Genomic DNA, 16577 nt, shown 5'->3' with positions numbered 1-16577 from the left:
GCAAACGCAAACCACAAATCACAGCAAATAATTGACTTAAACAAAAAAGGAAGCCGAAGCTTCCTTTTCACACGAATCTCTATCGCTATTAAGCAATGATTTTAGCTACTACACCTGCACCCACTGTACGACCGCCTTCACGGATTGCGAAGCGCAAACCTTCGTCCATCGCGATTGGGCAAATCAGTGTCACTACCATCTTGATGTTATCGCCTGGCATTACCATCTCTACGCCTTCTGGCAGTTCGATAGTACCGGTTACGTCAGTTGTACGGAAGTAGAACTGTGGACGGTAGCCTTTGAAGAATGGCGTGTGACGACCACCTTCTTCTTTTGACAGTACGTAAACTTCTGATTCAAAAGTAGTGTGTGGGTTGATTGAACCTGGCTTCGCTAATACTTGACCACGTTCTACGTCATCACGCTTAGTACCACGTAACAAAATACCACAGTTCTCACCTGCACGACCTTCGTCAAGCAGTTTACGGAACATTTCTACACCAGTACACGTTGTCTTAGTTGTCGCACGTACACCAACGATTTCAACTTCGTCGCCTACGCGTACAATACCACGCTCAACACGACCTGTTACTACTGTACCACGGCCTGAAATTGAGAATACGTCTTCGATTGGCAGTAGGAACGGCTTATCGATGTCACGTTGTGGTTCTGGAATGTAAGAATCCAGCGCCGCTGCTAATTCAAGGATTTTTGCTTCCCACTCTGGCTCGCCTTCTAGCGCTTTCAGAGCTGAACCTTGGATTACCGGTAAGTCATCACCTGGGAAATCGTATTCTGATAACAGTTCACGCACTTCCATCTCAACTAGCTCTAACAGCTCTTCGTCATCTACCATGTCACATTTGTTCATGAATACGATGATGAATGGTACGCCAACCTGACGAGAAAGCAGGATGTGCTCACGAGTCTGTGGCATTGGACCGTCTGTTGAAGCGACTACCAGAATCGCGCCGTCCATCTGTGCAGCACCAGTGATCATGTTTTTAACATAGTCAGCGTGGCCTGGGCAGTCTACGTGGGCGTAGTGGCGTGATGGCGTGTCATATTCGATGTGAGAGGTATTGATGGTAATACCGCGCTCACGCTCTTCTGGAGCGTTATCGATTTGAGAGAAGTCTTTAGCTTCGCCACCGTAGGTCTTAGCCAGTACGTGAGAGATAGCTGCAGTCAGAGTGGTTTTACCATGGTCAACGTGACCAATGGTGCCCACGTTTACATGGGGCTTAATACGTTCAAATTTAGCTTTAGCCATGGTAATGCCTCAGTCCAAGAATCTTGGTGATGAAAACTTACATATAGAAAAAATCCGATGCATATAAATTACATCGAACCGATTATGTTAGGTATAGGAGCTTAATTTAGAAAGGCTGGTGCTGATAGGCAGATTCGAACTGCCGACCTCACCCTTACCAAGGGTGTGCTCTACCAACTGAGCCATATCAGCATACAAATTTGGAGCGGGCAGCGGGAATCGAACCCGCGTTATCAGCTTGGAAGGCTGGAGTAATACCATTATACGATGCCCGCGCAACCTAACTAGGCTACCTAACTACCTTGAAAAAATGGTGGAGGGAGAAGGATTCGAACCTTCGAAGGCTGAGCCGTCAGATTTACAGTCTGATCCCTTTGGCCACTCGGGAACCCCTCCAGTAAAATGGTGCCGGCACCAAGAGTCGAACTCGGGACCTACTGATTACAAGTCAGTTGCTCTACCAACTGAGCTATGCCGGCAAATCATTTCGGAACGGGATATTAGGTAAATGTGCTCCCGAGTGCAAGTAAAAAACGCCTATTTGATTAAAAAAACTCGTTAAACGATGTTTTTTTACACGCCAGCCACTATCGACGGCTAATTATCAGGCAAATGGGACAGGTAGAGAATCAAACAAGGTTGAAATAACTGATTTTTTATTGTCGATGATAATGCCATGGTGTACTGTGCCTTTCCTAGCCGAGGAAAGCCTATGACTTCTAAAAATCCAATTCAAAAAGCGCTCTATCTTACCTTTGAACGTGCACAATGGTCAGAGCTAAGAGATTCAGTACCGCTAACGTTAAGTGAACGGGATTTAGAAAATCTTAGGGGTATTAATGAAAAGGTATCGCTTTCTGAGGTTACTGATATTTATTTACCCCTCAGTAGGCTACTTAATTTGATTGTAAAATCGAAGCAGCAACGCGGCTTAGTGCTTGATGAGTTTTTGGGACAAAAACCATTTCACAGTCCCTATATTATTAGCATTGCGGGGAGTGTTGCGGTAGGAAAAAGTACGACCGCACGGGTTTTACAAGCACTTTTACAACATTGGCCAGAACACCCTAAAGTCGATCTGGTTACCACGGATGGCTTTCTTTACCCATTAGCCGATCTCAAGCGTAAAGGTTTGTTGCAACGTAAAGGGTTTCCCGAAAGCTACGATATGAAAATGTTGGTGGAATTTATTTCGGCCGTAAAATCGGGACAACCACATACAAAAGCGCCGATATACTCCCATGTGACCTACGACCGTGTACGTAATCAGCACCAAATTGTCTCGCAACCCGATATTTTGATCCTTGAGGGTTTAAACGTGCTCCAAACGGGTTTAGATTCACCTGTCGACACTCGTAGACCTTTTGTCTCTGACTTTGTTGATTTTTCTATCTATGTAGATGCCGAAGAATCATTACTTAAGCAATGGTATCAAGAGCGTTTTCTGCAATTTCGAAAAGGCGCATTCAGTGATGCTAAGTCCTATTTTCATCATTATGCGAATTTAACTGATGATGAGGCAAATGCGATTGCTGCTAATATTTGGGACACGATCAATGGCCCGAATTTGCAACTGAACATTCAACCCACGCGGGAAAGAGCACATTTGATCCTACAAAAGGGGCAAGATCATTTGATGTCCCATGTGCTCATGCGCAAGTAGTACCCCTAAGCTAACGGGGTCTAAGACTAATTTCTCCGCCGATAAATGCTTGAATACCATCGGCGGTATCAAGTAATACCGCCCCTTGCGCATCTACGCCCATGCAAGTGCCATCAATATGATTTTCCCCCATGAGTAAACGGATTGGTTTACCATAAAATAAATCTGCAGCTTGCCATCGTGCTTTAAATGCATTCAGCCCTTCACGTTCAAATAACTGAATATCTCGCTTAAGTTGTTTTTGTAATTCAATCACTAGGTCTGTCTTATCTGGCATAGTCGCTAATGTTGATAGATCACTCCAAGGTTGGTCTATTCCTTTTCCATGATCCTCAGACATCGCCATATTGACGCCAATTCCGATAATAAGCTGGCACTCGCTATCCGCTTGCCCTGCCATTTCAATTAAAATCCCAGCCAGTTTTTTATGATCCAAATAGATATCATTGGGCCACTTAACGCCAATATTCTCAACGCCATAGGATTTAAGTACTTCAACCAACGTACAGGCTACGACTAAACTCAAGCCCATTGCCTGCGCCATCCCCTGTGGAAATGACCAAAATAGTGAAAAATACAAATGATGGCCATAGGGCGACACCCAAGTTCGTCCTCGACGTCCTCGACCTGCCGCTTGATACTCGGCTACACAAACATCTCCACTCTTCAGCTCGTTTATGTGACTGAGCATAAATCCATTAGTGCTTGGAATTTCATCAAAATAAAAACAGCGATGATCAATCGATTGCACTAGACGTGACGCATCAATCAATGAAATCGGATTCGCAAGTTTATAGCCGCGACCTTTGACACTATAAATTGCGACACCATAGGTTTCTAACGCATCTATATGTTTACTCACAGCAGCACGGGATACGCCTAACTCACTCGCAAGCTGTTCGCCCGAGACAAAATGCTCGCTAGATAATAGCGTTAAAATTTCACGCTTTCTTACCCAGTTATCAGACATGCAGATCTCCTTCACCTGTGACTCCGATAATTCTTGGTTCCGCTTCTAGCAATACACCAAACGTATCATTGACGCGCTCAATAACATGTTGCGCTAAACGGCAAATATCCTGCCCCGTCGCACCACCACGATTAACTAAAACTAAGGCTTGTTTATCGTGTACGGCAGCTTTTCCTAAGATAAAACCTTTTAACCCTGCCTGCTCAATTAACCAACCAGCCGCGAGCTTCACACTACCATCGGCTTGAGCATAACCAACAATCGTCGAAAATCGTTGTGCAAGCTCAAGGTAGCAAGCAGCACTCACTATTGGGTTTTTAAAAAAACTACCTGCATTGCCTAATACATTAGGATCAGGCAACTTTTCTCGTCTAACTTGGCATACCTTATTAAAGATATCTGCAGCGGTTACAGATGCAGGATCAAACGATTGTAAAGGACCATAGGCAAGATGCGGTTGCCACTGCTTAACAAGGCGTAATCCCACTGCAGTGATCACCGCACGACCACGCAACGCTCCTTTAAAAATCGACTCACGATAGGAGAACTGACATTCAGTCGCCGTCAGGCGGAAAAAATCACCCGAATCAAGATCAAGATATTCGACCCAATCACAAACGTCACAGAATTCTACACCATAAGCTCCAATATTTTGGATTGGTGCTGCACCGAGGGCACCAGGGATCAGTGCGAGGTTTTCTAAACCTGGCATTCCATTAGCTAAAGTAAACTCCACTAATTCATGCCAGTTTTCACCCGCCTCAACCTCAAGATAAAAATATACAGCATCTTCGCTGACTTTTATCCCCTTAGATAACACTCGCACCACAGTGCCGTGAAAATCATCGGTGAAAACGACATTACTGCCGCCACCTAAAACAAGTAATGGTTGCTGGTCCTGCCATAATGGCAAGCAAATATGTTTAATATCTTCTTTTGAATGAGCTTCAACAAGGGCTGAACAGCACTGCGAAAGACCAAAAGTATTGAATGACTTAAGACTATGAGACAAAGACATGCGATAGATCGGTAGCGAGAAATATCTTATTGTAACGACTAAAAGCCGCAATTGCAGCCAAATAACGGTATTCCCTCTACGGCTCAAACACTGAATAGCAGGGGCTATTTATTTTAGCGAAGATTCAAGTTACTCATATATGATTGACTGTTCACAATAACTCAAAAATAAGCCTCTGTAATCCTAGTGCTTGTGTGTACCATGAGCTTGATACCAAAGCGACTCGATTCACCACCACAGATAAGGATGCCATCGAATGACAATGCCATTGCGTTTGACCGCAAGCCATAAGCGTTTACAGCAAGTGCTTTTGCGCCAACCATTAATGTTATATCGCATCATCAGCATAGTCAGCGTATTGCTCCTAGGAATAACCCCTGCAATAGCCGCACCTGCTTCTGGTGAATTTATATCCAATAAGCGCTGTGAACTCTTTCAATCTAAGAATAAACAAACCAACCCAGAGCAGTTACAAAGCAATATTGGTGAACGCTATACAGTACAGGAAATTTTAGGGAACACGACCAATCCTCAATGGCTAAGAGTCAAAACTAATGCTGCAACTTCACCTTTGCGCTGGATAAGCGGTAGTTGTGGCCAATATCTCACCAGCGTAACGAACAATGACCTTTCCACACCAGTGTCAGCAATGGAACCCTCACAAACCACGACAGCATCAGATATTAAAGCAATCAATCGCGATAGCCTTAAAGAGCACAGTACAAAAGATCAACGCCAAGTTAGTCATTGTCAACTCGAAGGAAACTTTGACTCCCACGTTCTAGCATTGAGTTGGCAAAGCACTTTCTGCGAACTCAATGGCAACCGTAAAGCAGAATGCAGTGACCTCAATAAAACGGATGAATCTCCACTGTGGCAACAGTTTAGCTTGCATGGACTTTGGCCCAATAGGAAACAGTGTGGAACTCGTTATGGCTATTGCAGTACAGTAAAGCTACAACCTAGCGATTTCTGTAGCTACCCTGAAATTGAGCTTAACGCTTCGGTACGCAAAAATTTAGAAGAAGTGATGCCGAGCGCTCGCTACGGCACCTGTTTAGAACGGCATCAATGGTGGAAACATGGAACTTGTCGCAACCAAGATCCTAACGATTACTTTTTGTTAGCCACCCAGCTAACCCAAACAATAAACGCTTCTGCATGGGTTAAAAACTTCATCCATGGGAACATAGGTAAACAGGTAACTCGACAGGAGCTAAATACCAGCTTTGATAAAAGCTTTGGTCAGGGTGCTCATACCAAAATGAGCTTAGAATGTGCTAAAGGACTGTTAAGTGAAATCCGCATTAATCTACCCGAAGTGATTAAAGGTTCTGATTCAATACCCGCTCTCCTCGCGAAAGCCAACAAAGCGGGGAAAGGCTCTTGTCCAGACACAATCATTATAAATAACTCCAATTAAGCAGCTAAATACAGATTGATAAGAGCCGAGATGGAATCGTCAAAAACACAAAAGCCCTCATTTAAACGAGGGCTTTATTAGTAAAATGGACTAGGAATACTGAGGCAGCAAATTCGCCATTGCCAAAAGATGACACGTACCTGTGATGATTCCAAATAAGACGACGATGACGATAATGGGTGTACCTCCCTTCACTTTAAAACCTGTACTTTCAGGAAATAACTGCCGAGACTTATAAGCCATCAGCGCAGGGACAATCACAGCCCAAACCGTTGCCGCCAATGCCGCAAAACCAATAGCAATCAAAAAACCATCAGGAAATAACAGCCCAAAAACCGTCGGAGGAACAAAAGTAACAGCAGCCGTTTTTATCCTTCCATTACGGGAGTCATCAAAACCAAATAAGTCTGCAAGATAATCAAACAAACCCAAAGTTACACCGAGGAACGACGAGGCCACCGCTAAGTTTGCAAACAGGGTTAACATACTGTTTAACCAGCTACTTGCCATCACCTTAGACAAAGCACCAACCAACACACCCATATTGCCGCCTTGGGCGATAATATCGCTAAACTGGCTGCGGGGAATATTGCCCATAGTGGCGACTAACCAACAGGCATAAATGATAAGCGCGATAAAAGTACCGACAAAGATAGCTTTGATAATAGTGTTGGAATCTTTACCATAATACTTCACTAAACTAGGCACATTGCCATGATAACCAAAGCTAGCAAGGCCAAAGGGCAACGCTGCCCACAAATAAGGTGCAAATCTTGTGGTACCATCGGGCTCAAGCAGCTTAGTGACATCAATCTCTATCAGTAAATTACCGATAGCAAGAAAGAAAGTGATGATCATACCGCCCAGCATTATCGTTGTAATACGATCCACAGCTTTGGTGCTGATCAGCACAATACTCGCTAGCACTATGGCAAATACTAACCCTGCCACACTTTGAGGTAATTCAATCCCCATACCCTGCAAGCTGTGATTTACAATCGAGCCACCACCGCTGATATAGGCATAGGTTAAAATGTAGAGCACAAAGGCGATTGACACGCCATTCACTATGCGCCAAAACTGGCCTAAGGTTTGTTTTGTTAACGTATCGAAACTCGCACCAGGTTCAAAGTGTAAGTTGGTTTCAAGCAGTAATAAGCCCGACATCAACATGCAAAACCAAATACCTAGCAGCATGACAATGGAATACCCAAACCACATGCCAGAACCCACCACAGGTAAGGAAAACATGCCCGCCCCTACGGTCGTCCCAGCAATAATCATGGCGCCACCGAGCAAAGACTTACCTGCGGTTTTATGCTTAACCGCATTCATATGATTTGTCATTAACTAATATGCTCCGCAGTGACACTCGCAACTATCGTCTGTCTCACTGAGGCTCTCAATAGGCTATTGGCTTGATCTCGAATACGCTTAACATCAGATTTATCATCTTTATCAGAAAGATAACCTAACTCTTTTAACTTAACACTCAAAGTGCCGTAGAGTTTTTTATCGTAAAACTCTGGTGCTGTAATGCCATGCAATGCCCCTAAACGCTGAGCAAGTAAATGGCTTTCAGACTCGAGTTCTGAACGTTCCATCTTAGGACGATGTGCTAGCAAATTAAAAATGATGGCATAGCGTTGCAATGTCTCACTGACCGATCCTGAGAGCAATACCAGCTGACTGGAATGTTCCGTTACAACTGATAAGTTATCTGACTCAGTTATTAAGCCTTGCTCAATAAAGAGATCCAGCACTTGATTGACATAGGAAGGTATATCCTTAATTCCCATAAACAGCTCAGCCTTTAGCAACGGATAAAAGTCATTCACGATTGCCACAATTTGCTGTCGCTGACTTTGCTCATTATGGGTCAAACAACTCGCAATAAGAGAAGGAATAATAAATAAGTGGATAATATTATTGCGATAATAGGTCATCGAAATGGCCTGATTAGCATCGATAGACACTATCTCACCTAAAGGATCGCAGGATACTGAAAACTTATTTAAATCAATACCCTGTTGAACAAGATGCTTACCATCACCTTCCGCGACAGAAGTAAAAGAGGTATAAGGCACCCGCTTCAGCAGCGTGAGGTACAAATCTAACTGACGTTCTAACAAACAACGCTCAAGCGCATTTTGCTCAGAAGCCAATAAAGCTAAACTGGTAAGCGTGACGGAACTGGCCGCTGCCGCATCATTAATACGTGTCATCACCCGATTTGCTAACACGTTAACCGCTGGAGTTAACCAAGTTGGCTTTTGTTCAGGATCATCGGCAAGCTCTGCGCGCCAGTTAGGTGCCATTTCGTTTAAAAAAGTTTGCAGGGTAATCGGCTCTCCAAAGTTCACATAACCTTGACCAAAATTACCTAACTTTCGAATGGCTCCAAAAACTTGCCAAACGGATTCTTTTTGTTTTTTCTTGCCACTTAACTCTTTGTGATACGTGGCGACTTCCATCACATGGTCATAACCTAAATATACGGGAACCAAAGTAACTGGGCGCTCAATTCCTCGCAGCACGCTGTTCATTGTCATTGCTATCATGCCCGTTTTGGGCGCTAACAAACGCCCCGTACGAGACCGACCGCCCTCAGAGAAATACTCCACCGAATAGCCCTTGGCAAACAGTTGATCTAAATATTCACGAAAGACTGCGGTATAAAGCTTATTACCATTAAAACTACGACGGATAAAGAACGCGCCACCACGGCGGAACAATGGTCCCGCAGGCCAAAAGTTCAGGTTTATCCCTGCTGCAATATGCGGCGGAACCATACCTTGGTAATACAAAATGTAGGATAGCAATAGATAATCCATATGACTTCGATGACAAGGCACATAGACAATTTCGTGACCATCGTGGTGTAACTGACGAATATGTTCGGCACCTTTAATATTGATGCCACTGTAGAGCTTATTCCATAACCAGGTTAAAAAACGCTCGGCAATGCGCACTAAACTATCTGAATAATTTGCCGCTATTTCATCAAGATACTCTATTGCAGTTTCACGAGCTTGAGTTTCAGAAATCTTTTTGCTCACAGCCTCTTCTTGAATCGCCTTACGTAATGACTCCGATTTGAGCAACGAATCAAATAATGCCTGACGATTTGGCAGTAAAGGACCCGTCATCACCTTACGTTGGCGGCGAAAATGTACCCGTGCCACACGCGCTAATTTATGGGCTATCCCCATATCAGTACCGTGTTCATCTGCCATATAACGCAGTGAAACTGCATTCGAAAACTGTACAAAATTATGACGGCCTAGAAACAAAATCATGAAGCACTTACGTAGCCAAGTTGGATTTTCACGCTCCAACACAGCCGCTTTCATCGTATCGTCTTCTTTACCTGGAGTACGTCCCCAATAAAGACTCACTGGCACTAACTGAATATCAAGCTCCGGGCGCTCCTTATGAACAGCCAAGAGACGCATAAAACACTCAAGGAATGGCTCGTTACCCGCACGTTCACCAAACAAAGGTTTACGTCCTTGAAGGCAAACAACCCGTGGCGCAACAACACCGTTAACAACTAAAGGTTCGTAGGGGCTTGGCAAGCCTAATTTTTCGGTGACTTCACTTAGTGCCGCAATGTCACTCAGCGATTCTGTTTTCATGACATAAGCAAGTGGTCTGGAGGTATCCAGATTCAGATCGGCAAAAGGATCCTGAGGCACCACAATAGTGTGGACTAAGTGTTTTTGGATCCAACGTAATGATTTCAACCAAAGAGAGTCTTGTTTAGGCATTATTCTTATGCAATTAAGTACGTTTACTAGCCCAATAGAATACCAGACTCTGGGGAGTATTCGCTAATTCTCTCCTATATATCCCTAAATCGCCCTAACATCACGCGTTTTATAAGCCTATAAAACAATATATGCATCCCATCGGAATAAAATAAATACTATTAAAAATTAAACACTTAAAATTAAACAAGAAAATATAAAACGCCTTATCTTCCATAAAAACTCAACCAATAGATCAGACTGAGATTTGCCGATTTAAAACACTTTACGATCTAAAAATGGTTAATACTTGCACTACAAACAATACTGTATATACTAACAGTAACTGTATAGAAAAACAGGAACAGCCATGAGACCCTTAACGCCACGCCAAGCTGAAATTTTAGAGCTAATTAAACGTAATATTGCCGATACAGGAATGCCACCCACCCGAGCAGAAATTGCCACTCGTTTAGGCTTTAAAAGTGCTAATGCTGCTGAGGAGCACCTCAAAGCTCTCGCCAAAAAAGGCTGTATCGAAATCATGCCTGGTACCTCTCGGGGTATCCGTCTCCCAGCAGAGGAAGAGGTCGTGGTTGAATATGGCCTGCCACTTATAGGCCAAGTAGCCGCTGGTGAGCCAATCTTGGCTCAAGAACATGTTGAACAGTACTATCAAGTTGACCCAAGTATGTTCCACCCTACCGCCGATTTTTTACTGCGAGTAAAAGGTGACAGCATGAAAAACATCGGCATTCTCGAAGGTGATTTGTTAGCGGTACATAAAGTACAACAAGCGAGAAATGGTCAAGTAGTTGTTGCAAGAGTCGACGATGATGTCACGGTTAAACGCTTCGAAAAAAAAGGCAACTTAGTCTATCTATACGCAGAAAATGAAGACTACTCACCAATTAAAGTGGATTTAAGTTGTCAAAGTTTAACAATTGAAGGACTCGCTGTTGGTGTGATCCGTAATGGAGATTGGCTATGAGTAACCTATTAGGCAATGCCCCACGTCATCCGGGGTTGTGGCTCGACAACATTCGAGAGCCAGATGCAAACTGGCAGTATGCACCGATCAGCTGTGTGCCTACACAGACTCAAGGCCGTACTGAGTTAATCCAGCTCAGTACGCAGCTCGCACAACTCAGTCAACAGGGGCGTTGGGTTGTACTCATCAATCCACCAAGTATTGGCTATAAACAGTTACTCACATCAGCAGGTGTGCGCATGGATCGTATATTACTCGTTCATGCAAAAGATGAGGTAGAAACCCTACGGGCGATGGAGAAAGCCTTAACAAGTGGTACGTCCAGTGCAGTCATTACTTGGACGACCTCACTCGATGCCCGTGATAATCGACGCTTACAAATTGTGGCAAAAAGTGCCAGAGCGATGGGTATTGTATTAGAGGAAGTAAATAACCACTTACAGGATAAGGTCCGCCTTGAGCAACATACACACTTTAAGCAAGCCACTTTTTTTAGCCCTGTTCATTAGTTTTACAAAAGATTTTTTAGCCGTGAAAGCCGCCTCACATATGAATGTGAGGCTTTTTTTTAGCAATTTTTCAGACAATTAGAAAAATAAGTGATCTTGATCAATATTTAAACAGCAAGTATGGTTGATTAAGCTGGTGACTCTATATCACTGGCGATGGTAAAAACCGAGCTGTTATCCCAGCCAATTTTCCATCAATAATTAAAATGACAGATTTTTTCAGTAGTATGTGCCAGCGTGGCGAATTAACAGCAGTAACAGTACAAAAGTAAGCCATCAACGCACATTGAAGTCAAAAACGCTTTTTTGGGAACTGAAGAGTTTGCATAGAGTTGAGACTTACTGTGTGACTCTTCTTTGTAGTTGCAATTTGCAATTAGCAGAGGAGAAGTCTTGTGAAGCAATTGTTGTATTGTTTACTCGTGGTGTTATTCGCACCACCGTTGAACGCAGCGGATTCGCGGTTCAATATGACCACTGGTGTAACCGAGATAAGTGGCAAGGTTTATCACTTGCATATGACTATCTTGTATATCTGCTGTGCTATTGGCCTCGTGGTTTTTGGCGTAATGATTTATGCCATGATAAACCACAGAAAATCCAAAGGCGCAGTTGCCGCCCATTTCCATGAAAGTACCAAAGTTGAAATTGCTTGGACCATATTGCCATTTATTATCCTGATCCTAATGGCCATACCTGCAACCAAAACCTTAATCGCAATGGAAGATACGAGCAATGCTGATATCACCATCAAAGTCACTGGTTCTCAGTGGAAATGGCATTACAGCTACTTCGATCAAGATATTGATTTTTACAGCATACTCTCGACACCTAGAACACAAATTGATGGTTCAGAACCTAAAGGCGAGCACTATCTCCTTGAAGTCGATAAGCCGCTTGTTGTTCCAATAAATCGCAAAATTCGCTTCCTAATGACATCAGAAGATGTCATTCATTCATGGTGGGTTCCAGCCTTTGCGGTGAAAAAAGATGCGAATCCTGGTTTTATTAATGAAGCATGGACACGTATCGATAAACCAGGCATTTATCGCGGCCAGTGTGCTGAGCTTTGCGGTAAAGATCACGGCTTTATGCCCATAGTCGTAAAAGCCGTACCAGAAGCAGAATTTGATGCTTGGATTACCGAGCAAAAACAAGCAGCGCAAACTGCTGCCGCTACAGCTCAAGCCGCCCTATCACAAACCCTTAGTCAAGCAGACTTAATGAGCCAAGGCGAGCAAGTCTATATGGCTCGATGCGCAGCATGCCATCAACCTAATGGAGAAGGATTAAAAGGTGTATTTCCAGGTTTGAAAGGTAGTCCTATCGCAACAGGCCCTCTTACTCCCCACCTTGAAATTATCATCCATGGTAAAGCTGGTACGGCAATGCAGGCTTTTGCTAACCAATTAACTGCCCAAGAAATTGCCGCAGTGACAACCTATGAGCGAAATGCGTGGGGAAATAATATGGGGGATGCTGTTCAAGCCAAAGATGTGAACGACTATATGAATGGTGATCGCCAGCCTCAGACATCGACAACACAAACACAGCAAGTCGCCGCGTTGCCTACAGAGCCAACCGTCCAAGGTGCTAGCATCGATCCCGCTAGCCTGCCAACACTGACCCATGACGCGCTAATGACGGAAGGAGAAGCCATCTATATCTCAAGTTGTGCAGCCTGCCATCAAGTAAATGGCTTAGGTATTCCGCCTGCTTTTCCATCGTTAGTTAATAGCAACATTGTAACGGGGCCAATTGCCAACCATATCGAGATTGTGATGCACGGCAAAACGGGAACGGCGATGCAGGCATTTGACAAACAACTCAGCCCACAACAACTCGCCGCGGTCATTACTTATGAGCGAAATGCCTGGGGTAATAATACAGGCGATACAGTTCAAGCCGCCGATATCGTTAAACATGGACAGTAGGGGATTAGGATGAGCACTATGACTCAAGAACACACCGCAGTCCATGATGACCACCATCATGGGGCACCGAAGGGCATTATGCGCTGGTTGCTAACCACCAACCATAAGGATATTGGCACCCTTTATTTATGGTTTAGTTTCATTATGTTTTTAACGGGTGGCGCCATGGCAATGGTGATCCGAGCTGAATTATTTCAACCCGGATTACAGCTAGTTGAGCCAAATTTTTTCAATCAAATGACCACTGTTCATGGGCTGATCATGGTCTTTGGAGCCGTTATGCCCGCGTTCACAGGATTGGCCAATTGGTTAATTCCTATGATGATTGGCGCGCCAGATATGGCGTTACCTAGGATGAATAACTGGAGTTTTTGGATCCTTCCTTTCGCCTTCGCCATTTTACTCGGTTCATTATTTATGGAAGGAGGAGGCCCAAACTTTGGTTGGACTTTCTATGCGCCGCTCTCAACAACTTATAGCCCTGACAGCACTGCTCTCTTCGTGTTCTCTATTCATATCATGGGAATAAGTTCGATCATGGGCGCAATTAATGTGATTGTGACCATAGTGAACTTACGTGCGCCAGGCATGACATGGATGAAACTGCCGCTATTTGTATGGACTTGGCTAATTACTGCATTTTTGCTAATAGCAGTCATGCCTGTACTCGCAGGTGTAGTGACTATGGTGCTCACCGATAAATTTTTTGGAACCAGTTTCTTCGAGGCGGCAGGCGGCGGCGATCCTGTGATGTTTCAACATATCTTTTGGTTCTTCGGCCATCCAGAAGTTTACATCATGATTTTGCCTTCTTTTGGCATCATCTCAGCTATCGTTCCCGCTTTCAGTCGTAAAAAACTCTTTGGTTATGCTTCTATGGTTTATGCCACTGCCAGTATTGCCATTTTGTCTTTCCTTGTGTGGGCACACCATATGTTTACAACGGGCATGCCCGTGTTTGCAGAGCTGTTTTTTATGTACTGCACTATGCTGATAGCCGTGCCGACAGGAGTGAAGGTCTTTAACTGGGTAGCAACCATGTGGCGAGGCTCGCTGACCTTTGAAACACCGATGTTATTTGCCGTGGCTTTTATTATCCTTTTCACTATTGGTGGTTTTTCGGGACTAATGCTTGCCATTACCCCCGCGGACTTCCAGTACCACGACACTTATTTTGTAGTCGCACACTTCCATTATGTACTGGTAACAGGTGCGATTTTTTCCATTATGGCGGCGGCCTACTACTGGCTCCCAAAATGGACTGGTCATATGTATAACGAGCGTTTAGCACAGTGGCATTTTTGGTGCTCAGTGATTTCTGTAAACGTCCTCTTTTTTCCTATGCATTTCCTTGGGCTGGCAGGAATGCCACGGCGGATCCCTGATTATTCAATCCAATTTGCCGATATAAACCAAATCGTCTCGATTGGCGGTTTTGCTTTTGGTCTATCGCAATTGATTTTCTTAGTACTGGTAATCAAGTGTATCCGTGGCGGTGAGAAAGCGCCCGCTAAACCTTGGGAAGGCTCCGAAGGGCTAGAATGGACATTACCAAGCCCTGCGCCTTACCACTCATTTACGACACCTCCTGAGGTGAAATAAAATGACCAGCACAACTAGGTCAAATCGTAAACTTATCAGCTTGTTAGTTCTAGGCTGTGTGGGTATGTTTGGCTTTGGGTTCGCACTCGTCCCCCTGTATGATGTTCTGTGTGAGAAGCTAGGCATCAATGGTAAACCCGCAAGTACAGCCAGTAATTATCAAGCGATAACTGTCGATACAAGCCGCACTGTGACTGTGGAGTTTATTTCCCAGGTGCAAACGGGTATGCCATGGAAGTTTGAACCGCAAATTAAGCGGCTTGTGGTTCATCCTGGCGAGCTTGTCCATACAGCATTTTTGGCTCGTAATGAGTCAAACCATGCCACAGTTGGGCAAGCAATACCCTCAGTTTCCCCAGGCCAAGGGGCGGCCTATTTCAATAAAACGGAATGTTTTTGCTTTAATAAGCAACCCTTGGCCGCGGCGACCAGTGCTGAGTTACCGCTTATTTTCTTTGTGGATCCTCAATTACCCGAGTCAATCCATACTTTAACCCTCTCTTACACCCTCTACGACATTACCGACAAGCAGTTAGCGTCTGCCATAGAGCAAGGAGCTGCCAAATGACCACGAAACATCAAACCTACTATGTTCCATCCCAAAGCATCTGGCCCATTGTCGGTGCCATTGGATTATTTTTTATTGCCGTTGGCGCAGGACTTTTCGTCCAACAGATGAAATCTGGCGCTTCTGGTGGCGGTTATTTACTGCTTTTAGGCATAGCGGTCATTGTATTTATGTTGGTTGGCTGGTTTAGTGCGGTTATCAAAGAGTCGACAACTGGACTCTATTCCGCTCAGATGGATCGCTCTTTTCGCCAAGGTATGAGTTGGTTTATTTTCTCAGAAGTAATGTTCTTTGCGGCTTTTTTTGGTGCGCTGTTTTATGCCCGCGCAATTGCCGTACCTTGGCTTGGCGGTGCATCTAACAATGCCATGACCCACGAAATACTTTGGCCAAGTTTTGAAGCGGTTTGGCCCCTTATCTCTACGCCAGATGGTACCAAGACAGAGGCTATGCCGTGGACGGGTCTCCCCCTGATCAATACCCTTATTTTACTGACCTCATCAGTGACCTTACATTTTGCCCACATTAGTTTAGAAAAAGCCAAACGCTCAGCCGTCGTGCTATGGCTAGGAATTACGATTTTATTGGGTATAGGTTTCGTTGGGTTGCAAGTAGAAGAATACCGTCACGCCTATCAAGAGATGGGTTTAACCCTCACCTCGGGGATTTATGGCAACACTTTCTTTCTGTTAACTGGATTTCATGGCATGCATGTCACGCTAGGAACGGTATTCCTCGTGGTTTTATTTATCAGAGTATTAAAAGGACATTTTACGGCAGATAAGCATTTTGCATTTCAAGCAGGGAGTTGGTACTGGCACTTCGTTGATGTGGTCTGGCTGTGTTTATTTATCTTCGTTTATGTACTGTAACTGGC

General features: G+C 44.3%; 13 protein-coding genes and 4 tRNA genes. 8 read left to right on the top strand and 9 right to left on the bottom strand.

From position 1 onward, the window contains the following. Window positions 1–88 precede the first annotated feature (88 nt). The 5 genes from tuf to JEZ96_RS00750 form a co-directional block, all read right to left on the bottom strand. Window positions 89–1273 (bottom strand): elongation factor Tu, encoded by a 1185-nt coding sequence (tuf, locus tag JEZ96_RS00770; RefSeq protein WP_011787562.1) that lies wholly within the window; start codon window positions 1271–1273, stop codon window positions 89–91. 116 nt (window positions 1274–1389) lie between these two features. After that, window positions 1390–1465: transfer RNA gene (locus JEZ96_RS00765), tRNA-Thr, on the bottom strand. A 9-nt stretch (window positions 1466–1474) separates the two neighbouring features. Continuing rightward, window positions 1475–1548: transfer RNA gene (locus JEZ96_RS00760), tRNA-Gly, on the bottom strand. A 36-nt stretch (window positions 1549–1584) separates the two neighbouring features. Beyond that, window positions 1585–1669 (bottom strand) — tRNA-Tyr (locus JEZ96_RS00755). Between the two features lie 7 nt (window positions 1670–1676). Further along, window positions 1677–1752: transfer RNA gene (locus JEZ96_RS00750), tRNA-Thr, on the bottom strand. A 233-nt stretch (window positions 1753–1985) separates the two neighbouring features. Here JEZ96_RS00750 and coaA point away from each other — a divergent pair. Beyond that, complete coding sequence (gene coaA, locus JEZ96_RS00745; RefSeq protein ID WP_011787561.1) at window positions 1986–2936, top strand: type I pantothenate kinase; 951 nt, start codon at window positions 1986–1988, stop codon at window positions 2934–2936. Between the two features lie 10 nt (window positions 2937–2946). On the opposite strand, the gene birA is transcribed toward coaA, so the two are convergent. Further along, complete coding sequence (birA, locus tag JEZ96_RS00740; RefSeq protein WP_025008347.1) at window positions 2947–3906, bottom strand: bifunctional biotin--[acetyl-CoA-carboxylase] ligase/biotin operon repressor BirA; 960 nt, start codon at window positions 3904–3906, stop codon at window positions 2947–2949. Continuing rightward, entirely contained in the window at window positions 3899–4924 is a 1026-nt protein-coding gene (gene murB / locus JEZ96_RS00735; RefSeq protein ID WP_198779840.1) for a UDP-N-acetylmuramate dehydrogenase, read from the bottom strand. The genes birA and murB overlap by 8 nt, the downstream gene beginning before the upstream one ends. A 256-nt stretch (window positions 4925–5180) precedes the next feature. Between murB and JEZ96_RS00730 the strand changes: the two genes are divergently transcribed. Further along, on the top strand, window positions 5181–6347 hold the full coding sequence (locus JEZ96_RS00730; RefSeq protein ID WP_025008346.1) for a ribonuclease T2: 1167 nt from the start codon (window positions 5181–5183) through the stop codon (window positions 6345–6347). A 90-nt stretch (window positions 6348–6437) separates the two neighbouring features. Here JEZ96_RS00730 and mtr read toward each other — a convergent pair whose 3' ends face one another. Continuing rightward, complete coding sequence (mtr, locus tag JEZ96_RS00725) at window positions 6438–7694, bottom strand: tryptophan permease (protein ID WP_011920207.1); 1257 nt, start codon at window positions 7692–7694, stop codon at window positions 6438–6440. Further along, the gene (gene plsB, locus JEZ96_RS00720) at window positions 7694–10117 is read right to left on the bottom strand and encodes a glycerol-3-phosphate 1-O-acyltransferase PlsB (RefSeq protein WP_198779839.1); all 2424 of its coding nucleotides are present in this window, start codon (window positions 10115–10117) and stop codon (window positions 7694–7696) included. The genes mtr and plsB overlap by 1 nt, the downstream gene beginning before the upstream one ends. A 349-nt stretch (window positions 10118–10466) precedes the next feature. Here plsB and lexA point away from each other — a divergent pair, with 349 nt between their 5' ends. The 6 genes from lexA (at window position 10467) to JEZ96_RS00690 (ending at window position 16572) form a co-directional block, all read left to right on the top strand. Beyond that, window positions 10467–11087 carry a transcriptional repressor LexA gene (gene lexA, locus JEZ96_RS00715; RefSeq protein WP_011787555.1) on the top strand — a complete coding sequence of 207 codons (621 nt, stop codon included), beginning with the start codon at window positions 10467–10469 and terminating at the stop codon, window positions 11085–11087. Next, complete coding sequence (locus tag JEZ96_RS00710; protein WP_198779838.1) at window positions 11084–11596, top strand: cell division inhibitor SulA; 513 nt, start codon at window positions 11084–11086, stop codon at window positions 11594–11596. Before lexA ends, JEZ96_RS00710 begins: the two co-directional genes overlap by 4 nt. Window positions 11597–11991: 395 nt before the next feature. Further along, a complete protein-coding gene (gene coxB / locus JEZ96_RS00705; RefSeq protein ID WP_061782931.1) occupies window positions 11992–13530 on the top strand; it encodes a cytochrome c oxidase subunit II in 1539 nt (512 codons plus the stop codon). A gap of 9 nt (window positions 13531–13539) precedes the next feature. Further along, complete coding sequence (gene ctaD / locus JEZ96_RS00700; RefSeq protein ID WP_011787552.1) at window positions 13540–15132, top strand: cytochrome c oxidase subunit I; 1593 nt, start codon at window positions 13540–13542, stop codon at window positions 15130–15132. Between the two features lies 1 nt (window position 15133). Further along, window positions 15134–15700: a cytochrome c oxidase assembly protein gene (locus JEZ96_RS00695; RefSeq protein ID WP_011787551.1), complete on the top strand. Its 567-nt coding sequence runs from the start codon at window positions 15134–15136 to the stop codon at window positions 15698–15700. Then, window positions 15697–16572 (top strand): cytochrome c oxidase subunit 3, encoded by an 876-nt coding sequence (locus JEZ96_RS00690; protein WP_011787550.1) that lies wholly within the window; start codon window positions 15697–15699, stop codon window positions 16570–16572. The genes JEZ96_RS00695 and JEZ96_RS00690 overlap by 4 nt, the downstream gene beginning before the upstream one ends. Window positions 16573–16577: the final 5 nt, after the last annotated feature.

Source organism: Shewanella putrefaciens (assembly GCF_016406325.1).
Taxonomy (GTDB): Bacteria; Pseudomonadota; Gammaproteobacteria; order Enterobacterales; family Shewanellaceae; genus Shewanella; species Shewanella putrefaciens.
The sequence above is the reverse complement of the archived record's forward strand: the minus strand, read 5'-3'. Positions and strand labels throughout refer to the sequence as shown.